The 17,883-nt window shown below is 65.2% G+C and carries 19 protein-coding genes; 10 read left to right on the top strand and 9 right to left on the bottom strand.

Annotation, left to right across the window (positions count from 1 at the left end; translation table 11 throughout):
* Nucleotides 1–36: 36 nt before the first annotated feature.
* The gene (locus tag ACXAEK_RS19845; RefSeq protein WP_475044555.1) at nucleotides 37–507 is read right to left on the bottom strand and encodes an EF-hand domain-containing protein; all 471 of its coding nucleotides are present in this window, start codon (nucleotides 505–507) and stop codon (nucleotides 37–39) included.
* Nucleotides 508–705: 198 nt separating this feature from the next.
* Here ACXAEK_RS19845 and ACXAEK_RS19850 point away from each other — a divergent pair, with 198 nt between their 5' ends.
* Nucleotides 706–1,122 carry a DUF983 domain-containing protein gene (locus ACXAEK_RS19850; protein WP_475044557.1) on the top strand — a complete coding sequence of 139 codons (417 nt, stop codon included), beginning with the start codon at nucleotides 706–708 and terminating at the stop codon, nucleotides 1,120–1,122.
* A gap of 4 nt (nucleotides 1,123–1,126) precedes the next feature.
* Nucleotides 1,127–1,858, top strand: a complete 732-nt coding sequence (locus tag ACXAEK_RS19855; RefSeq protein ID WP_475044558.1) for an NUDIX hydrolase — start codon at nucleotides 1,127–1,129, stop codon at nucleotides 1,856–1,858.
* Between the two features lie 92 nt (nucleotides 1,859–1,950).
* Here ACXAEK_RS19855 and ACXAEK_RS19860 read toward each other — a convergent pair whose 3' ends face one another.
* Genes ACXAEK_RS19860 through ACXAEK_RS19870 form a run of 3 tightly spaced genes read right to left on the bottom strand, consistent with a single transcriptional unit; the run spans nucleotide 1,951 to nucleotide 3,985 of the window.
* Nucleotides 1,951–2,853, bottom strand: coding sequence for an EamA family transporter (locus ACXAEK_RS19860; protein ID WP_475044560.1), 903 nt, complete (start codon nucleotides 2,851–2,853; stop codon nucleotides 1,951–1,953).
* An 18-nt stretch (nucleotides 2,854–2,871) separates the two neighbouring features.
* The gene (locus ACXAEK_RS19865) at nucleotides 2,872–3,786 is read right to left on the bottom strand and encodes a fatty acid desaturase (RefSeq protein ID WP_475044561.1); all 915 of its coding nucleotides are present in this window, start codon (nucleotides 3,784–3,786) and stop codon (nucleotides 2,872–2,874) included.
* Complete coding sequence (locus ACXAEK_RS19870; protein ID WP_039134240.1) at nucleotides 3,779–3,985, bottom strand: DUF2061 domain-containing protein; 207 nt, start codon at nucleotides 3,983–3,985, stop codon at nucleotides 3,779–3,781. The genes ACXAEK_RS19865 and ACXAEK_RS19870 overlap by 8 nt, the downstream gene beginning before the upstream one ends.
* A gap of 114 nt (nucleotides 3,986–4,099) precedes the next feature.
* Between ACXAEK_RS19870 and ACXAEK_RS19875 the strand changes: the two genes are divergently transcribed.
* Nucleotides 4,100–4,960, top strand: coding sequence for a helix-turn-helix domain-containing protein (locus ACXAEK_RS19875; RefSeq protein ID WP_475045322.1), 861 nt, complete (start codon nucleotides 4,100–4,102; stop codon nucleotides 4,958–4,960).
* A 182-nt stretch (nucleotides 4,961–5,142) separates the two neighbouring features.
* Here the strand turns inward: ACXAEK_RS19875 and ACXAEK_RS19880 are convergent, their stop codons facing one another.
* From ACXAEK_RS19880 to bcoG, 3 genes are all read right to left on the bottom strand, one after another.
* The gene (locus ACXAEK_RS19880; protein ID WP_475044563.1) at nucleotides 5,143–5,901 is read right to left on the bottom strand and encodes an SDR family oxidoreductase; all 759 of its coding nucleotides are present in this window, start codon (nucleotides 5,899–5,901) and stop codon (nucleotides 5,143–5,145) included.
* The gene (locus ACXAEK_RS19885) at nucleotides 5,898–7,370 is read right to left on the bottom strand and encodes a carnitine 3-dehydrogenase (RefSeq protein ID WP_475044564.1); all 1,473 of its coding nucleotides are present in this window, start codon (nucleotides 7,368–7,370) and stop codon (nucleotides 5,898–5,900) included. The genes ACXAEK_RS19880 and ACXAEK_RS19885 overlap by 4 nt, the downstream gene beginning before the upstream one ends.
* 152 nt (nucleotides 7,371–7,522) lie before the next feature.
* A complete protein-coding gene (bcoG, locus tag ACXAEK_RS19890) occupies nucleotides 7,523–8,437 on the bottom strand; it encodes a 3-dehydrocarnitine:acetyl-CoA trimethylamine transferase BcoG (RefSeq protein ID WP_475044566.1) in 915 nt (304 codons plus the stop codon).
* Between the two features lie 133 nt (nucleotides 8,438–8,570).
* Between bcoG and ACXAEK_RS19895 the strand changes: the two genes are divergently transcribed.
* Nucleotides 8,571–9,554: a GlxA family transcriptional regulator gene (locus ACXAEK_RS19895; RefSeq protein WP_475044567.1), complete on the top strand. Its 984-nt coding sequence runs from the start codon at nucleotides 8,571–8,573 to the stop codon at nucleotides 9,552–9,554.
* A gap of 220 nt (nucleotides 9,555–9,774) precedes the next feature.
* Here the strand turns inward: ACXAEK_RS19895 and ACXAEK_RS19900 are convergent, their stop codons facing one another.
* Complete coding sequence (locus ACXAEK_RS19900) at nucleotides 9,775–10,818, bottom strand: aldo/keto reductase (protein ID WP_475044569.1); 1,044 nt, start codon at nucleotides 10,816–10,818, stop codon at nucleotides 9,775–9,777.
* Between the two features lie 246 nt (nucleotides 10,819–11,064).
* Here ACXAEK_RS19900 and ACXAEK_RS19905 point away from each other — a divergent pair, with 246 nt between their 5' ends.
* The 6 genes from ACXAEK_RS19905 to ACXAEK_RS19930 all read left to right on the top strand — a co-directional run bounded on the left by ACXAEK_RS19905 (nucleotide 11,065) and on the right by ACXAEK_RS19930 (nucleotide 15,979).
* Nucleotides 11,065–11,694 (top strand): hypothetical protein, encoded by a 630-nt coding sequence (locus ACXAEK_RS19905; protein WP_475044571.1) that lies wholly within the window; start codon nucleotides 11,065–11,067, stop codon nucleotides 11,692–11,694.
* A gap of 82 nt (nucleotides 11,695–11,776) precedes the next feature.
* Nucleotides 11,777–12,178, top strand: coding sequence for a rhodanese-like domain-containing protein (locus ACXAEK_RS19910; protein WP_475044572.1), 402 nt, complete (start codon nucleotides 11,777–11,779; stop codon nucleotides 12,176–12,178).
* Nucleotides 12,179–12,196: 18 nt separating this feature from the next.
* Nucleotides 12,197–13,135: an alpha/beta fold hydrolase gene (locus tag ACXAEK_RS19915; RefSeq protein ID WP_475044574.1), complete on the top strand. Its 939-nt coding sequence runs from the start codon at nucleotides 12,197–12,199 to the stop codon at nucleotides 13,133–13,135.
* A complete protein-coding gene (locus ACXAEK_RS19920) occupies nucleotides 13,078–13,845 on the top strand; it encodes a hypothetical protein (protein WP_475044575.1) in 768 nt (255 codons plus the stop codon). Before ACXAEK_RS19915 ends, ACXAEK_RS19920 begins: the two co-directional genes overlap by 58 nt.
* A 190-nt stretch (nucleotides 13,846–14,035) precedes the next feature.
* Nucleotides 14,036–14,641: a YceI family protein gene (locus tag ACXAEK_RS19925; protein ID WP_475044577.1), complete on the top strand. Its 606-nt coding sequence runs from the start codon at nucleotides 14,036–14,038 to the stop codon at nucleotides 14,639–14,641.
* 114 nt (nucleotides 14,642–14,755) lie between these two features.
* Nucleotides 14,756–15,979 (top strand): MFS transporter, encoded by a 1,224-nt coding sequence (locus ACXAEK_RS19930; RefSeq protein ID WP_475044579.1) that lies wholly within the window; start codon nucleotides 14,756–14,758, stop codon nucleotides 15,977–15,979.
* Nucleotides 15,980–16,115: 136 nt separating this feature from the next.
* Here ACXAEK_RS19930 and ACXAEK_RS19935 read toward each other — a convergent pair whose 3' ends face one another.
* Entirely contained in the window at nucleotides 16,116–17,858 is a 1,743-nt protein-coding gene (locus tag ACXAEK_RS19935; protein ID WP_475044581.1) for a flotillin family protein, read from the bottom strand.
* Nucleotides 17,859–17,883: the final 25 nt, after the last annotated feature.

The following is a 17,883-nucleotide window of genomic DNA, read 5'->3' on the forward strand; positions in this document are numbered from 1 at the left end:
CGCGATATTTCCGCGTTATGCAGCACGCTTCAGCGATCAGTTCTGCTCCGTTTCATCCCCATGCCCGTGGCGGTGCTTGCCGCCATGATGCATCCGGGCCTCTTCGAATTCCTGTTTCGAAATCCCGCCGCTGCCATCTGCATCCATCCGGTCAAACATCTTGCCCGCCCGGCGCGGCTGCGGCAGCTCATCCTTACTCAACGCGCCATCGCCGTCCTTGTCAAAGCGTTCCAGCATCCGCGCCGCCCGCTCACCTGCATGCTGCTGCGCCCGCGCCTGCATCTCCTCCAGCGTCAGCTTGCCGTCGCCGTTTGCATCCGCCTTGGCAAAACGCGCGTCCTTCATCGCCTGGATCTCGGCCTTTGTCACCTCGCCATTGCCATCTGTGTCAATTTCCTCAAAGGACATCTTCGGCCCGTGATGGCCAAAGCCCTTGGCCAGCGCCGCGCCACCCGCGGTTACAGCAGCGGCAGCAACAACTGCGGCGATGAACTTGACGTGTTTCATATCGGCTTTCCTTTTCCTGCGGCAGCCCCTTGCTGCCCGATGCACAGGAAAAACGCTCCAGCCCCGCAGATCCGTCGCAGAAATCCGAAAAAAATTCACCCCCCGTCCCGTTGCGGCAAACCGGCGCAGAAATTGGCCTTTCCCCTTTCGCCCCCTCCTGAAGCGCGCAAAGATACGCCCAGCACACAGGATATTTTCATGACCGAGTCCCCCGCCGTTCCCCCCTCGCAAGACGACCGCCCCACTATGCCCGCCCTGGCCAAGGGCTGGCGCTGCAAATGCCCCAGCTGCGGCGAGGGCAAGCTGCTGCATTCCTATCTCAAGGTGAACAGCAGCTGCAGCCACTGCGGCCTCGACCTGACCCATGCCCGCGCCGACGACGGGCCGGCCTACCTCACCATCCTGATTGTCGGCCACCTCATGGCGCCGCTGATGCATGTTGTCTACTTCTCCTGGCGGCCGGAGCCGCTGGTGATGTTCACGGTATTCACGATTGGCTGCGTTGCGTCTTCCCTTTATCTTCTGCCGCGGATGAAGGGGATCGTCATCGCCTATCAATGGGCGCGGCGGATGCATGGCTTTGGCAAGGACACCCCGGCAGGACAAGGGCAGTAAGAACATGAGCGAGACGTATCTCTGCGGCGAGACCACCACCGACAAAACCGCAATCCGCAACGCGGCAACGGTGATCGCCATGCGCGGCCGGATGTCGGAGGACCCGCAGGTGCTGATGGGCCAGCGCGGCGCCAAGGCGGCGTTCATGCCAAACAAATTCGTCTTCCCGGGCGGTGCGGTGGATGTGGCGGATGCGGACATTCCGCTGGCCTCGCCGATCTCCCCGGTCTGCCAGGACCGCCTTGCAGACAAGGCGCCCGGGAACGTGCACCACGCCCTCGCCGTCGCCGCGGTGCGCGAGCTGTGGGAAGAAACCGGCCTGATCCTGGGCGAACCGGGCGCCTGGGCCGGAGACGTTCCCGAAGACTGGCAGAGCTTTGCAGCCACCGGCCACATTCCTTCAGCCCGCGCCATGCAGTTCGTGTTCCGCGCCTTGACCCCGCCGGGCCGCCCGCGCCGCTTTGATGCGCGTTTTTTTCTGGTCGATGCCGATCAAATCACCGGCGACCTGGATGATTTCTCCCGCGCCGCGGATGAGCTGTCGCACCTGCAATGGATCCCGCTCAGCCAGGTGCGGGAGTTTGACCTGCCCTTCATCACAGAGGTGGTGCTGGCCGAAGTCACCGCCCGCGTCCGGGACGCAGAGCCGCCGCAAAGCGTGCCCTATTTCCATAATAATGACGAGGCCAGCCTGTTCCTGCGCCTCAAAGGCTACCCGATGCCCGCAGACGGGTAACGTTTCCAAGGCTGGAAACGTCCCGGAAAACACGTGTTTTCCGAGCCGGAATTATCGCATAATTCCGGCTGCCCTGACGCAGGCGGCACCTTTCAAAGGGCCAGCACCAGCACCAGGATCGACACCACCAGCAGCCCCATGCCCGCCAGCTCGCGGCCCGTGACCTTCTCCTTGAAGAACAGCACTGACGCCAGCAGCGACAACAGCAGCTCCACCTGCCCCACCGCCTTTACATAGGCGGCGTTTTGCAGCGTGAAGGCCCAGAACCAGCAAAACGAGCCGCCCATGCTGGTCAGCCCGACCCAGACCGCAACTTTGCGCGCCTGCCAGACCCGGGCTATCTCACCCTTCTCACGCAGGCCCAGCCACACCAGCATGAACAGCGTTTGCAGGCTGACCACCGCGGCCAGGGTCACGCCCGCGCGGAACATGGGCTCCAGCTCTGCCAGTTGCAGCGATGCCCCGCGGTAGCTGACTGCGGAAAAGGCAAACAGCACCCCCGACCCCAGCCCCAGCTGCGAGGCCCGGTTGGTCAGATGCCGCCACCAGGGGCCTGCCGCATCCGGCGTCTTCGACAGCACCAGCACCGCGGCCAGCCCGATCAGGATCGCCGCCCAGCCGCCGATCGACACGGAATCGCCCAGCACCGCCAGCCCGACGATGGCGGTCTGAATGACTTCGGTCTTCTTGAAGGTGATGCCAACCGCGAAATTGCGCTGCTTGAACAGGGCGACAACACAGACGGTGGCCAGAATCTGCGCCGTGCCGCCAATGGCTGCATAAGTCCAGAACGCGGGCGGCAAAGGCGGCAGGCTCCGCCCCGACACCGCCAGATAACCCGCCAGCCCGGCCAGGATGAAGGGTGCGGAATAGAAAAACCGGGCGAAGGTGGCTCCGCCCGGCGACAGCGTCACGCTGCTCAGGACCTTCTGCAGCATAAAGCGCACGGTCTGAAAGCTGGCAGCGGCGATGGAAACGGGGATCCAGGCAAACATGCCCCCGCTTATGCGGGTTTATTCCCCCTGCTGCCAGAGCGGATGCGGCACCGGATCCTTGGCGCGCAGCAGGTAGTTGCGGAAAATCTGCAGGTAGTTGCGGTAGACATAGCCGTCATTGGCCGCCACGAACTCCGGCTTGCGGGCGCGGTAGAGCCGCGGCAGCGCGTACCAGGGCACGCCCGGATGCATGTGATGCACGATGTGGTAGTTGTTGTTCAGGAACAGCAGCGCCCAGAACCCCTTGTCCTCGACCACCACGGTACGGCCCCGGCAGTCCTCATGGGCGCGGTGCTCCAGGAAAGTGCGCACCTTGATCAGCCCCAGCCCGGTATAGGCGGCCAGAACTGCAGCCCACAACGGCGCCGGCGATTGCACAACCACCCAGATCACCGGCACCAGGCCCATGGCATGCAGCCCCCAGTCGCGGACAATGCCCGGTTTGCCGGCACGGGCCAGCTTCCAGTCGCCCGCCATGAAACAGATCTGCCCGATCACCGGCCCCAGGATCACCCGCCCCAGCATGGTGTTGTTGATCCGCAAAAGCCGCTGGCGCCAGGCCGGCAGCCGCGCCCAGACCGCCGGGTCCTGGAAATTGGCTTCCGGGTCGTCATAAGGGTCGGTCAGCAATTCGTCCCGGTGGTGGTCCAGATGGGTATCGCGGAACCGGCCGTAAGGAATGAACAGCGTCAGCGGCAAGAACATCAGCGCTTCATTCAGGAACCGGCTGCGGAACGGATGCCCGTGCAGCGCCTCATGCGTGAGCGAAGAATGCAGCGCCGCCATCAGCCCCATCACCGCAATTGCCAGCACCAGGCTGACTGCGGGCAGCAGCCACAAGGCGGCCAGCCACACCGCATAACAGCCCAGCATCAGCGCCAGCGTGCCCCATTCGACGCTGCGGGGCATGTAGTCGCGGCAGCTCTCAGACATGGCGCCGCCCCCAGTTGATCTGCGCCCAGACCCGCTCGTAAACTAGGTAGATGGTGAAGCCGATGCCGGTATTGACCAGCGCCATCACCCCGCCCGCCTTGACAGACCCGGTGGCCGCAAGCCCCACCAGCGTCATGGAGACCAGCCCCATGATGTTCCAAATCACCGCCTTCACAATGGAGCGCTTGCGCGTTTCCATACTGCCTCCTGAAATTCTTGGATCAGTGCTTGAAACCAGAGTAGCTTACGCAGCAGCTGTGCAGAATTCCGAATGCAGTTAACAAAAACCATCACTTATGATATTTCGAAACACATGTTAGAAAATATCGACAAACGGGTGCGGGCAGAGCAGTTCCGGCAAAGGCTGAACAAGGCCCTGCGCGACAGCGGCCTCAGCCAAAGCGCATTGGCCCGCGCCGTCGGTGTGGACCGCTCCACCATCTCGCAGCTGCTGACGGATGACGGCGCGCGGCTGCCGAACGCCCATGTGGTCGGCGCCTGCGCCGGCGCGCTGGGGGTCTCCGCCGACTGGCTCCTCAGCCTGTCTGACCGCCCCGAAAGCGCCGCTGAGCTGCTGGCATCCAGCCTCACCCTGACCGAGGCGCCCCGCGCCCTGGTCGATGAGCGGATCTTCGAATGGCATCAGGAGGCGCTCGGCTACAAGATCCGCCATGTGCCTGCCGCCCTGCCCGACATGCTGAAAACCCGCAGCTTTCTGGAATGGGAATATTCCCCCCACCTGGGCCGCACCGCCGATCAGGCCATCGGCGCGTCTGAGGACCGCCTCACCTGGATGCGCCAGTCGCCGTCGGATTATGAAATCGCCATGCCGCTCTATGAGCTCGACAGTTTTGCCCATGCGGCAGGCTACTACGAGGGCCTGCCGCTGGAGATCCGGCTGGAGCAGCTGCAGCAGTTCGAACGCCTCTGCGAACAGCTCTACCCCCGCCTGCGCATCTACCTGTTTGATGCCAAGCGGCTGTATTCCTCACCGATCACCATCTTCGGCCCGCTCTTGTGCGTGTTCTACGCAGGCACCCATTATCTGGCCTTCCGCGATAAGGAACGGATCGCCACCTTTACCAGCCATTTCGACAATCTGGTGCGCGAGGCAGACATCACCGCCCGGCAATTGCCCGGACGGCTGCGCGCGCTCAGGGCGGCGATTTCCTGACACGCCCAGCTGGTGGGCAAATTGCCTACCCTACACCGAAATGCCACTAAGGGCGGCGCCCGGCCCGGCGGGGTGGGAAGCGAAGCGCCCGCCCCGTGGGGGGCGGGACGGGCGCTGCCCGGCCTGCCGGCCGTGCGGAACAGTTTTCAGCAGGGTGGGCGGTTCCGCCCACCGCTCAAACCTCAAACCTTCGGATCCGGGTTCACCGTGTGGCCATCCACCGCGATCACCTGGCCCGAAACCAGCCGCGCCGCGTCCGAGCCCAGGAACACCGCCATATTGGCAATGTCGCGCGCCTCGACAAAACTGCCCATCGAGGTGCCCGCGGCATAGCCCGCATAGACCTCATCCCGGGTCATGCCCTTGGCCGCCGCCTCGCGCTCCAGCACCCCTTCCATGCGCGGGCCTTCCACCGCGCCGGGGCAGATCGCATTGGCACGGATGCCAAAGGGGCCCAGCTCCATCGCCAGCGTCTTCATCAGGCCGATCACGGCCCATTTCGCCGCCGCATAAGGCGCCCGGTTCGGGTAGCCGTACTGGCCCGCCGTCGACGAGGTGATCACGATCGACCCCGCCTCGGCCGCCTTCATCAAAGGTGCCGCATATTTGGCGGACAGGAATGCGCCCTCCAGGTTGACGCTGACGCAGGCGCGCCAGTCGGCCAGCTCGACATCCTCGACCAGCGCCGTCGGCCCGGCAACGCCTGCATTGGCACACAGCACATCCAGCCCGCCCCAGGATTTGGCGATCTCAGAGAACAGCGCCTTCATGCCCGCTTCATCGGTCGCATCCACGGCGGTGCTGCGCCAGTCTGCCGGAATATCCGCCAGGCTCTCTTCATTCACATCTGTCACCCAAACCTGATGCCCGGCGGCGGCAAAGCCCTCCGCCATGGCGCGGCCAATGCCGGAGCCCCCGGCTGTGATCAAAACCCTGTTCATCGCGGTGCTCCCGTCGCACGCCCCAGCCCCTCAGGCGCAGGCAACGCTGCATGGGCCTCGGCAAGTTTCATTAAGTTAGCTTCTATATGGGCCGCAGGCGGCGAAGACTTGCGGGTCTTCAGATCCACATGCACCAGCAGCGTGTCGCCAGTCGACAACAGCCGCTCGCCCGCATACATCGCGTGCCACAGGTGCATCTTCTTGCCTTCGCCCTTGATCACCTGGGTCTTCACCTGGATCGCATCGCCGGCCAGCGCCTCGTCCAGGTAACGGACATGGGTCTCCAAGGTGAAATAGCTGCCGCCGTTGGCGACATACTCCGCATCGCAGCCGATGATCTCCATCATCCGGTCGGTCGCTTCCGAGAACGCCTCCAGATAACGCGCCTCGTTCATATGGCCGTTGTAATCGGTCCAATCCAGCGGCACCACACGGTTCTGGGTCAGGACCGGCTGGCTCAGATCCTCCAGCTCATCCATCGCACGCGGCAGCCCCGCCGCCCCCATCCGGGCGGTGTCATGGGCGTTCTGCAGTTCACCCGCCCCCCAGTTGTTGCTGCCCAGCGCCCGCATCATGCCCACCAGGTTATCATCGCGGATCCGCTCCATCTCGCGGATGTCCAGATGGCCCGACTGCGCATCCGACTGGCCCGCGATCAGGTCCACCAGCTCATCGGTGAACTCCGGCACATCCATCAGCTTGGTCCAGGGCCAGCTGAGGCACGGCCCGAACTGCGCCATGAAATGGCGCATGCCGGCCTCGCCGCCGGCCACCCGGTAGGTGTCAAACAGCCCCATCTGCGCCCAGCGGATGCCAAAGCCGTAGCGGATTGCGTTGTCGATCTCCTCAGTGGTGGCAATACCGTCCTTGACCAGCCACAGCGCCTCGCGCCAGACCGCCTCCAGAAAGCGGTCGGCCACATGGGCGTCGATCTCTTTCTTCAGATGCAGCGGGAACATGCCAATGGCGCTGATGATCTCCTTGGCACGCTCAATCACCCCCGCCGGGTTGGCCCCGGTTGAGACCAGCTCCACCAGCGGCAGCAGGTAAACCGGGTTGAAGGGATGGGTCACCACGATCTGGCCGGGGTTCTCGCGCCCGTCCTGCAGCTGCGACGGCTTGAAGCCCGAGGTCGAAGACCCGATCACCGCATCCGGCGCGCAATGGGCCTGCATCTCGCCATAGACCTTCTGCTTCAGATCCAGCCGCTCCGGCACGCTCTCCTGAATCCACTCCGCACCCTCCACGGCCTCGGCAACGGTCCCGTGAAACGTCAGCCGCCCTTCCGCAGGCAGCGCCACATTGCCAAGCCCCGGCAAGGAGCGGCGGGCATTACCCAGCACCTCGCCGATCTTGCGTTCGGCTTCCGGGTCCGGGTCGAATACCTGCACGTTCCAGCCGTTCAAAAGGAACCGCGCGGCCCAGCCGCCGCCGATCACCCCGCCGCCGATGATTGCTGCTGTTTTCATCTGATGTCCTTTTCAAAACGCCCGGCACTTCTTCTGGCCGAAAATATCCTGGGGGTTTGGGGGCCAGCCCCCAATCTGCCCTGTTGCCGCAGCGCGGCGGTGCACAGAGGGTGCACAGGGGGTGCACGCATAGCACCCCCTGTTCCGAACGCTTACTTCGCCGCCGGCGCGCGTTTGGTCAGCCCCAGCTTCTCGCGCACTTCGGCGGGGCCGATCACCCGCACGCCCATGTTCGACACGATGGTGTTGGCGCGCTCAACCAGCTGCCAGTTCTCAGCCAGCTGGCCCTTGCCCAGCCACAGGTTGTCCTCCAGCCCAACCCGCACGTTGCCGCCCGCCAGCACCGCAGCCGCGGCATAAGCCATCTGGTTGCGCCCCAGCGAGAAGGCCGAGAAGGTCCAGTCATCCGGCACATTGTTGACCATCGCCATGAAGGTGTTGAGATCATCCGGCGCGCCCCACGGCACCCCCATGCACAGCTGCACCAGCGCGTTCGGTTCCAGAATTCCCTCTTTCACCAGCTGCTTAGCAAACCACAGATGGCCAGTGTCAAAGGCCTCGATCTCCGGCTTCACACCCAGATCCGTCATCATCTGCCCCATCGCCCGCAGCGCGCCGGGGGTGTTGGTCATCACATAGTCGGCCTCGGCGAAGTTCATGGTGCCGCAGTCCAGCGTGCAGATTTCCGGCAGGCACTCGGCGATATGGGCAACCCGCTCGGTGGCGCCGATCATGTCGGTTCCTTCGACAGGCGGCAGCGGGTTTTCGACCCCGCCAAAGACAATATCGCCGCCCATGCCCGCGGTCAGGTTCAGCACCACGTCCACCTCCGCATCGCGGATCCGGTCAGTCACTTCGCGGTACAGATCCAGACGGCGCGACGGCACCCCGGTCTCCGGGTCACGCACATGGCAGTGCACAACAGCAGCGCCGGCCTTGGCCGCGGCGATGGCGCTGTCGGCAATTTCCTTGGGCGAGCGCGGCACATGCGGGCTGCGGTCCTGAGTGCCGCCAGAGCCCGTCACGGCACAGGTGATGAAGACTTCACGGTTCATTTCCAGAGGCATTTCGCTTTTCCCTTCGATGTACAGGGTTTTGCCACGGGTTATCCCCAGGCTCCTCCCCAGATTCCGATTTGCGCTGACAGCGACTCTGCCGCAGCCTTTTACGGCACAGTTTACACCAGGCGAATTGAAGTTGATGAAATCCGCAAAAAACATCCTGCAGCCCGAGAACCGGCCGCTGAAAACAGCGGTGCTGGTTCTGGATGAATGCAACACGCTGTCCTTTGCCGCCGCGGTGGACCCGATGCGCGCCGCCAACCGGCTGGCGGGCCGCGCCGCCTTTGACTGGGATTACGTCAGCGCCACGCATGAGCCGCCGATGCTGACCAGCGGCCTCACCGTGCCCAGCTTCCCGCTGGCGCGGCTGGAAGGCTGCGAGCTGCTGATCATCGTGGCCGGTTTCCAGTTGGCCCGCCATGCCACCCCCAGCCTGCTGGCAGGCCTGCGCCGCATTGCCGCCAGCGGTGCCACGATTGCAGGCATCGACGGCGGCCCCTGGCTGATGGCCGAGGCCGGGCTGCTGGACGGGCACCCCGCCACCACCCACTGGGAAGACCTGGAAAACTTCTCCGCCCGCTTTCCAGAGGTGGACGCCCGCAATGACCGCTTCACCGTGTCGGACGCCCGCCTGACATCCGGCGGCGCAACGCCGGCGGTCGAAATGATGCTGCACATCATCAGCGCCCGCCATGGCGCGGGCTTTGCCTCCCGGGTCGCCGGGCTGTTCCTGTTCGACGGACCCGCCGCGCTGCCGCGTCCGCAAAGCCGCCTGGGCGGCCACAGGCACAGTGCGCTGACCGCCAAGGCCAATGCGCTGATGGAGTCCTCTCTGGATGAGCCGCTGCCGCTGGCGCAGATCGCCGAGACCCTGGGCACCAGCCCCCGCAGCCTGCAGCAGCAGTTCCGGCTCAAGCTCAACACCACGCCGCAGGACCACTACCTGCAGCTGCGCCTGGCCGAGGCCCGCCGCCTGGTGACCGACACCGCGATGCCGCTGATGGATGTGGCGATAGCCACCGGCTTCACCTCGCAATCGAGCTTCGCCCGTGCCTTCCGCACCGCACATGGAACCTCGGCCCGCGACCTGCGCCAGGAACACACCCGCCCGACCGCGCATTGACCGCCAGCCCGGCCCCGCGGGTCAAGGGCCGCAAAGCGGCGGTGCGCAGCACCGTTCACCCTTGACGCGCAAGCAAGAATACACTTGCAAAAGCGCTTCAGGGCAAACCTGCCCCTGAAGCGCCTCTCAGCAGAACCTTCGGCGCTGCGCCAGCAGCGCCCGGCCCAACCGGCCCGGGGCATGTCAATGCCCGCAGGACGGGCGGGAGCCCCGCCGCTCCTTAGTAGGGCATCGGATGCGCCCGGTGGCCGGCATTGATCTCGTCCAGAACTGCCTGGTTCAGCTCCAGATCCACCGATTGCAGCAGATGCTCCAGCTGCGCCAGGCGGGTGGCGCCAAAGATCGCCGAAGCCATGAACGGCCGCGTCCGGCACCAGGCCAAGGCCATATGCACCGGGTCCAGCCCATGCCGCTTGGCAATCTCCAAATAAGCCGCCACGGCATCATAGACCCGGGGGCTATGGCGCCCGCCCAGCTCCGGATTGATCGCCTTGCGCGAGCCTTCCGGCACCGCCCCGCCCTGGTACTTGCCGGTCAAAAGTCCGGTGCCCAGCGGCGAAAATGCCATCAGGCCCACATCTTCATTGACGCTCAGCTCCGCCAGATCGGTGTCATACATCCGGCAGACCAGAGAGTATTCGTTCTGGATCGACGCCACCCGCGGCCAGCCGCGCTCCTCCGCCAGCCGCAGCCACTGCGCAGTGCCCCAGGCGCTCTCGTTCGACAGGCCAAAAGCACGGATGGTGCCGCGCTCCACCTCGCGCTGCAGCGCCTCCAGGCAATCCTCCATATTGGCCAGGGTCTCTTCGCGGTTCTGGCGGGAGGGATCATAGGTCCAGTTCTGCCGGAACATGTAGCTGCCGCGGTTAGGCCAGTGGAACTGGTAGAGGTCGATATAATCCGTCTTCAGCCGCTTCAGCGACGCCTCGATCGTGGGCGCGATGGTCTTGGAGGAAATCGGCGCCCCGTCCCGCACATGCCGCATGCCCTCGCCCGAGTGCTTGGTGGCCAGGATATACTCCCCCCGCCGGCCGGTCTTTGCGTTCCAGGTGCCGATGATGCGCTCGCTGTTGCCCAGGGTTTCTGCGCTGACCGGGTTCACCGGGTACATCTCGGCGGTGTCGACAAAGTTCACACCGTTCGCCAGCGCCATATCAATCTGTGCATGGGCCTCGTCCTCTGGTGTCTGGGTGCCAAAGGTCATCGTGCCCAGGCACAGTTCCGACACTCTCATGCCGGTGCGTCCCAACGGGTTCATTTTCATCTTGCGCGCTCCTGTTCGGGATTAGCCTGCGACCCTAAGGGTCCATCCAGGAAGTTCAAGCCGCTTGCGCCGCCTGCAGTGGAAAGCACAACGCTAAGGGCTAATTCTCTAGAAGCTGCACACCTGACAGCTGCAATTCCCCAGCCGCCAGCAAAGGGAACCCCAGCTGCAAACCCACGGAGGCTGAGTCCGATGCCCGCCTATTCGAAAACCGGAAAATTCGGAATTGACGGCGAACAATCCTATATGGAGGACCGCCATCCGGTTGAAAACGAGAAAGGCTCCGGCAGCCGGAAGTGCAGCTGCTGCAACAGCTGGCTTGCCCATTGGCAGAACAACGCCAGAACGAAACGCCTCAAATGCGTGTATCTTGGATGCAAATCCAAACCTGCACACGGCGCCCATGTCAAATTCATCGACATGGACAAGCGCCGCAAACTCGGGAAATCATGGATCATCCCGCTATGCGAGCGGCATAACAACCCCGGACACAAAAACCCGTTCTACATAGATGCGCGGGTTGAGCTTATCCCTGAAAGCAGAGGCAAGCACTGCGTCAAGGAAGACCCCAAACGGAACCGGAACAATAACTTCGTAATGAAAGTCATCAAGAAGCCGGCCAAGCTCAGCTGCCAGTGCGGCTCCTTGTCAAACCACTATTTAAACAACAGCAAGTCAAGCCGCACCCGCTGTGTGGCCAGCCCGTGCGGCAAGAGCACCCGCTATTTTGGCCTGCTGCGCTCTGTGGACAAGCGGACAGACAAGGACATCTGGATCGCCCCTCTCTGCCAGAAGCACAAGTCCTCCTCCGATCCGGTCTATGTCGAAAGCGTCGCGTGGCTTGTTCCGCTGGGTAAAAGCCGGAAATGCCCGTAGGTGCAGGGGGGCCAGGCATTGCCTGCCGCCGCGAACCGTCGCAAGGTGGGTCCCATCAGCGCATTCTGTCCGGGAGCCCCTCATGCCGCAAACCATCACCAAGGGCGTCAAGGCGCTTCTGACCGAGGCAAACAGCCTGGTGGAAACCATGGCCGTTGAAGAGGCCAAGCAGAAGGTTTTGGACGAGAACTACGTCTTCATCGACCTGCGCGACATCCGGGAGCTGCAGCGCAGCGGCATGATCCCCGGCGCCTTTTCCTGCCCGCGCGGCATGCTGGAATTCTGGATCGACCCGGACAGCCCCTATCACAAACCGGTGTTCAACCAGGACAAGACTTATGTATTCTACTGCGCCAGCGCCTGGCGCTCGGCGCTGAGCGCCAGGGCGGCGATGGAGATGGGGCTGAAGCCGGTGGTGCATCTGGAAGGCGGCTTTACCGAATGGGCCAAACAGGGCGGCCCGGTTGTCCCCCGCGAGGGCTGACCGGCAGGCGGTCCCGGAATGACCAGCGCCGCGCCTGCGCCCCGGCTGCATGGCCCCCCGCCCGCGGCTGCAGCTCTGCTGCACGGCGGCCCCGGTGCTGCGGGAGAGATGGCGCCCGTCGCGCAGGAACTGGCGGCCCGCGGCTGCAGCGTGCTCGAACCCTGGCAATCGGAGCGCTCCGTCGCGGGGCAACTGCGCGAGTTGCACGCCCAGATGGCCTCCGCCTGCCCCCGGCCCGTGGCACTGGCGGGCTTTTCCTGGGGCGCCTGGCTGGCCTGCCTGTTTGCGGCCCGGCACCCGGGCCTGGTTTCAAAACTGGTGCTGATTGGAAGCCCGCCCTTCACCGCGGAATATGCCGCCGGCATTGAAGCGGCCCGCAAGGCCCGGTTGCGGCCGGGCGAATGGCAGGAACTGCGGGCGCTGTTCGCTGACGGCGCGGTGGATACGGAGGCAGGCCTGGAGCGGGCCTTGCAGCTGCTGGAGAAAGCGGAGGCCTATGCCCCGCGCCGCGGCAGCCCTGCAAAATCTCCTTTGACCGGAGCATTTTTGAACACGTCTGGCCGGAAGCTGCCGCATTGCGCCGGTCCGGCGCGCTCCTGCGCGAAGCCGCCCGCCTTCGCTGCCCGGTGCTGGCCATTCACGGCAGCCATGACCCGCACCCCGCCGCAGGTGTTGCCCGGCCGCTGCAAAAGATCTTGCCGGATTTCAGCCTCTGCCTGCTGCAGCGCTGCGGCCACAAGCCCTGGATTGAGCAACATGCCAGAGAGGATTTCTTTCAGGCACTGGGCAGCGCTCTGTCCGCGAACTGACCGGAAGGTCAGCCTGCGCCTGGACCGGAGCGGGCCATGCCCGCCCGCCGCCCGGTTGAGAACAAAGCATGAACATGCTATGCTTTCTTCATGCCGACTCACCTGCTCACCCGCCGCCGCCACCGGCCCCGCCCGGCGCTTTCCCTGACAGAGGGGGTCGCGCTGGAGCATGGCCGGGCGCATGAAGCCTGCGGCCCCGCCCGCCACAGTTTTGCGCTCTGGCTGGCTGCGGCAGCCCGCACCGCCGCGCCGGACCCGCTCCCGGCGCCCGTGCTGTGGCTGTCGCCGCCCCAGGCCGGCAAGCAGCTGAACCCGGAAGGCATGGCGCCCTTTGCCAGCCCGGCCCGTTTCCTTTTCGTGCAGGCCGCCCGGACAGAGGATCTGCTATGGACCATGGAGGAAGCCTTGCGCAGCGGCACAGCACCGCTGGTGGTGGCCGAACTGCCCGTGCCCCCGGCGATGACCCCGGTACGGCGGCTGCATCTGGCGGCAGAGGCCGGCGGGCGTTTCGGCCCGGCGCCGCTGGGCCTGCTGCTCACCCCCGGCGCCGGCGGCGCCCAGGGGATCGAAAGCCGCTGGCACCTGTCCCATGCGCCCTGCCCCTCCAGCAGCAGCCCGCCCGGCAGCAGCCTGTCCGGCCACGCTTCTGCGGGCAGCAAATGCTGCTGGACATTGCAGCGTCTGCGCGCCCGCACCCTGCCGCCCCGCAGCTGGCAGATCACCCAAGCCTGTGCAGGCAGCCCGCTGCAGGCCGCGCCGCTGCCGCCCGGTACGGCCAGCCAGCAGACCGCGCGCCCGGCGGCGGCTGGAGGGCTCCCGCACCCGCAGGCGGCCCTGGCTGCACCAGCACCGCCTTAGCGGCTTTGGGCCCGGCACCGGGCATCGCCCGGTGCCGGGCCCAACAGGCAGAGGCTTTGCCAAAAGCCGCCGCCTGGCGGGAGCGCCCCCCGATCCCGCGCCTCACGCCTGCACGCGGGAAAGTGAGGCCCAGAAGCGGCAAATCCGGATAGGCTCAGGCAACAGCTGGCAATCCGGATGGGAAACGCGCATGAACACAAGGCAGATGCACCGCAGGACGCTGCTCGGCTGGACGGCCTCCGCCCTGCTGGCACCGCAGGCGTTGCAAGCAGCGCCGCTGCCCTACCGGCTGATGCCGGAGGCGACCGATGTGCGCTTCACCTTCCTGCTCAGCGGCCAGCCGCACAACGGGCGGGTGCCGGTCAAGGCCGCCCGGATCCGCATCGACCCGCAAAACCTGACCCGCAGCCAGGCCGATATCACCCTGAATGCCAGCCGTGCCCGCACCGGTCTGATCTTTGCCACCGAAGCGCTGAAGAGCGCCGCCGTTCTGGATACCGCGCGTTTCCCGGATATCCGCTTCCGCTCCACCCGGGTGCACCTCGGGCCGGAGGGGCGGCTGTCAGGCGGCGCGCAGATACATGGCGATCTGACCCTGCGCGGTACCACCAAGCCGCTCACCCTGCAGGCCGCTCTCTACCGCCGCCCCGGCACCGCGCCGGATGACCTGCGCGAATTGGACGTGCACCTCTCTGGCCGGCTCAGCCGCGCCGCCTATGGCGCCACCGGATATCCGGATCTGGTCGCCGATCAGGTGACGCTTGCGATCCGGGCCAGGATACGCCAGGCAGGCTGACCCGGCGGCCCGCCCTGGCTTGCGGTGCCAAAAAACACCGCTGCGCAAGAATACGACACCCTTTGGCGGAAACCGGCTGGCAATGCCACCCCAGCCTGTCATGGTCGGGCCGTTATGCGCCTGATCATTTCCTTTGCCGCCCTGTTCCTGTCCGTCATCCTGCTGCAGCTGTCTTCCGGAGGCGTCGGCCCGCTGGATGCCATTTCCGGCTCGGTCCTGAACTTCACCACCACCCAGATCGGCCTCTTGGGCACCGGCCATTTCGTCGGCTTTTTCATCGGCTGCTGGTGGGCGCCGCGGCTGATGGGCAATGTCGGCCATTCCCGCGCCTTTGCGGTCTGCACCGCGCTTGGCGCCATGGGCCTGCTTGGCCATACCCTGACCGAAAACCCCTATGCCTGGGCCGCGATGCGGATTGCCTCCGGTGTCTGTATCGCCGGCGCCTACACGGTGATCGAGGCCTGGCTCAACGCCAAGGTTACCAATGAGAACCGCGGCCGCGCCATGGGCACCTACCGCATTGTCGACATGGGGTCTTCGCTGGCCGCGCAGCTGATCATCGCAGTGCTGCCGCCTGCGGTCTATGTGTCCTACAATCTGCTGGCGGTTCTGTGCTGCGCGGCGCTGCTGCCGCTGACGCTGACCAAGGCCAGCCAGCCGGAAACCCCCAATGCCCCGCGGCTGCGCCCCAAGCTGGCCTGGCGCTGCTCTCCGCTGGCGGTGGCAGGCGTGATCGTCGCCGCACTCAGCTCCGCCTCCTTCCGGATGGTCGGCCCGGTCTATGGCCAGGAGGTTGGCCTGGCGGTGGATCAGATCGCCTTCTTCCTTGCGGCCTTTGTGGCCGGCGGTGCGCTGGCGCAATACCCGATGGGCTGGCTCGCCGACAAATACGACCGCCGCTGGGTGCTGATCTGGCTCTCGGGCGTCGCCATCCTCAGCTGCGCCATCACTATGGCCGCCAGCGGCACCGGCACCCTGGGCGTGATGCTGGCGGCCGGCTTCTTCGGTTTCACCACCTTCCCGATCTTCTCGGTCTCCGCCGCCCACGCCAACGACTTTGCCACCTCTGCCGAACGGGTCGAGCTGTCGGCCGCCCTGATGTTCTGGTACGCGCTTGGCGCCATCGCATCGCCCTATGTCTCTTCGGCCCTGATCGAGGCCTACGGCCCGCCGGCCCTCTTCGCCTATGTCGCCTGCGGCCATGTGCTGCTGATCGTCTTCGGCCTCAGCCGGATGAAAGTCCGCGCCACCCCGGAAGAGCGCACCAGCTATGTCTATGCGCCGCGCACCTCCTTCACCATCGGCCGCCTGCTGAAGCGCTCGCGCGAGAGGCGGTAAAAAGGTCAGCACCCTTGACCAAATGTTTCGCGCGCGAAACATTCAGGCAACAGTTCTGACCCTTTAAGAGTCTGTTTACACATGCAAAAAGGGCCGGAATTTCCGGCCCTTCCTGATCACTCAGAGAGACTGCTGCTCAGTTTTGGGCAGCCGCGGATTTATCCGCCTCCGCCTCCGGTTCCGCCGCGCCATTCAGAAGCGGCACCTCTGCCGCCTCCGGCTCCACGCCCAGCGCCTGGCTGGCGACACCGCTGACACCGTTTTCCATCGACAGGCCCAGCTCCTCGCCCAGTTTCTTGAGCGCGGGCATCTGCACCGCCATGCCCATGATCGAGTTGAGCGCCTGGTTCACCACCGGCTTTTCGGCGCTATGGCCGGCGCCTGCTGCGGTATAGGGCGCACCGGCACCGATGCCGCTCACCTGGTGGATCTTGATCGAGTTGATCTTCTCCGCCGGTTTCACCATCTCGGTGATGATCGCGGGCATCGCCTCGATCCGGGCCAGGTCGACCTTCATCCGGATCAGCTCACCCGACAGCGCATTTTCGGCATCGACAATCGCGCGCTTGCCTTCCGCTTCGGCCAGCATGTCGTTCTTCTTGGCCTCGGCCCGGATGTTGAGCGCATCGGCCTCGGCCTGGGCCTCCTCGCGGCGGGCTTCGGCGCGGTCGGCCGCGGCTTCCTTCTCCGCCTGCGCGGCCAGACGGATGCCGGTGGCCTGGCGTTCGGCCTCGCGGGTGGCCTCGATCAGGGTGATCTGCTTCTGACGCTCGGCCTCGGCCACCTCGCGGGCGGTTGCCACTGCCTCGGTTGCCTTGGTCGCCTCGGCCCGTGCCAGATCAGCAGAGGCCCGCGCCCGGCTCTCTTCTTCGGATTTCTGCTGGATGATGATCTGACGCTCCTGCTCGGCCACTTCCAGCTCACGCTCCTTGGCGATCTCTGCCTCGCGGACCGAACGTTCCTTGGCAATCTCGGCGTCGCGGATTTTCCCCTCGCGGGCGATCTCAGCCGAGCGGATGGCCTCCTCGCGGGCAATCCGCGCCCGTTCGGTTTCGCGCATCGAATCCTCGCGCCGCTGGGCCACCTCGGCCTCCTGCGCCGCCTTCATGGTTTCGATCTGCTGCGCCTGCTCGATCTTGGCCTGCTCCTCGTCCTGCTCGATGGACAGGCGCTGGCGCTCTGCCTCCATCGCGGCCCGGCGCACGGCCACCTCGGCCTCGGCGTCAATCTGGGCGCGCTCCTTCTTGGAGGTGGCAATCACCTCTGCCAGCTTGCGCATCCCCACGGCGTTAAAGGCGTTGTTTTCGTCCAGCGCCTCAAACGGGGTCTGGTCCAGCGCGGTCAGCGAAACGGATTCCAAAGACAAGCCGTTCTTCAGCAAATCCTCGGAGACCGCATTCTGCACCTCTTGCACAAAGTCAGCCCGTTTCTCGTGCAGCCCGTCCATGGTCATCTGCGCCGCAACTGCGCGCAGGCCGTCGATCAGCTTGCCCTCGATCATCTCGCGCAGCTGCTCCACATCAAAGGTGCGCCCGCCCAGGGTCTGGGCCGCACGGGCAATACCCTCTGCCGTGGCCATCACCGAGACATAGAACTCGACCCCCACATCCACCCGCATCCGGTCCTGGGTGATCAGTGCCGCGTCGCCGTCGCGTTTCACCTCCAGGCGCAGGGTTTTCATGTTGACCGGGCTCACCTCATGCAGCAGCGGCACGATGATGGTGCCCCCGTCCATGATGACCTTTTTGCCGCCCGCACCGGTTTTCACCAGGCTGATTTCGCGGGTCGCCCGGCGGTAGAGACGGCCCAGCACCAGGCCGAAGATCAGAAGAAAGACAAGAGCGCTCACCACCACAATGAGCATGAATTGAAATTCCATGCGGAATACCTCCTTGGATAATAGG

The sequence above is a fragment of the Leisingera sp. ABM4_101 genome (assembly GCF_056158725.1).

Bases quoted from the DNA above. Each gene is read 5' to 3' on its own strand.
- ACXAEK_RS19845 (WP_475044555.1), bottom strand. From the start codon at position 507: ATGAAACACGTCAAGTTCATCGCCGCAGTTGTTGCTGCCGCTGCTGTA.
- ACXAEK_RS19850 (WP_475044557.1), top strand. From the start codon at position 706: ATGACCGAGTCCCCCGCCGTTCCCCCCTCGCAAGACGACCGCCCCACT.
- ACXAEK_RS19855 (WP_475044558.1), top strand. From the start codon at position 1,127: ATGAGCGAGACGTATCTCTGCGGCGAGACCACCACCGACAAAACCGCA.
- ACXAEK_RS19860 (WP_475044560.1), bottom strand. From the start codon at position 2,853: ATGTTTGCCTGGATCCCCGTTTCCATCGCCGCTGCCAGCTTTCAGACC.
- ACXAEK_RS19865 (WP_475044561.1), bottom strand. From the start codon at position 3,786: ATGTCTGAGAGCTGCCGCGACTACATGCCCCGCAGCGTCGAATGGGGC.
- ACXAEK_RS19870 (WP_039134240.1), bottom strand. From the start codon at position 3,985: ATGGAAACGCGCAAGCGCTCCATTGTGAAGGCGGTGATTTGGAACATC.
- ACXAEK_RS19875 (WP_475045322.1), top strand. From the start codon at position 4,100: ATGTTAGAAAATATCGACAAACGGGTGCGGGCAGAGCAGTTCCGGCAA.
- ACXAEK_RS19880 (WP_475044563.1), bottom strand. From the start codon at position 5,901: ATGAACAGGGTTTTGATCACAGCCGGGGGCTCCGGCATTGGCCGCGCC.
- ACXAEK_RS19885 (WP_475044564.1), bottom strand. From the start codon at position 7,370: ATGAAAACAGCAGCAATCATCGGCGGCGGGGTGATCGGCGGCGGCTGG.
- bcoG (WP_475044566.1), bottom strand. From the start codon at position 8,437: ATGCCTCTGGAAATGAACCGTGAAGTCTTCATCACCTGTGCCGTGACG.
- ACXAEK_RS19895 (WP_475044567.1), top strand. From the start codon at position 8,571: ATGAAATCCGCAAAAAACATCCTGCAGCCCGAGAACCGGCCGCTGAAA.
- ACXAEK_RS19900 (WP_475044569.1), bottom strand. From the start codon at position 10,818: ATGAAAATGAACCCGTTGGGACGCACCGGCATGAGAGTGTCGGAACTG.
- ACXAEK_RS19905 (WP_475044571.1), top strand. From the start codon at position 11,065: ATGGAGGACCGCCATCCGGTTGAAAACGAGAAAGGCTCCGGCAGCCGG.
- ACXAEK_RS19910 (WP_475044572.1), top strand. From the start codon at position 11,777: ATGCCGCAAACCATCACCAAGGGCGTCAAGGCGCTTCTGACCGAGGCA.
- ACXAEK_RS19915 (WP_475044574.1), top strand. From the start codon at position 12,197: ATGACCAGCGCCGCGCCTGCGCCCCGGCTGCATGGCCCCCCGCCCGCG.
- ACXAEK_RS19920 (WP_475044575.1), top strand. From the start codon at position 13,078: ATGCCGACTCACCTGCTCACCCGCCGCCGCCACCGGCCCCGCCCGGCG.
- ACXAEK_RS19925 (WP_475044577.1), top strand. From the start codon at position 14,036: ATGAACACAAGGCAGATGCACCGCAGGACGCTGCTCGGCTGGACGGCC.
- ACXAEK_RS19930 (WP_475044579.1), top strand. From the start codon at position 14,756: ATGCGCCTGATCATTTCCTTTGCCGCCCTGTTCCTGTCCGTCATCCTG.
- ACXAEK_RS19935 (WP_475044581.1), bottom strand. From the start codon at position 17,858: ATGGAATTTCAATTCATGCTCATTGTGGTGGTGAGCGCTCTTGTCTTT.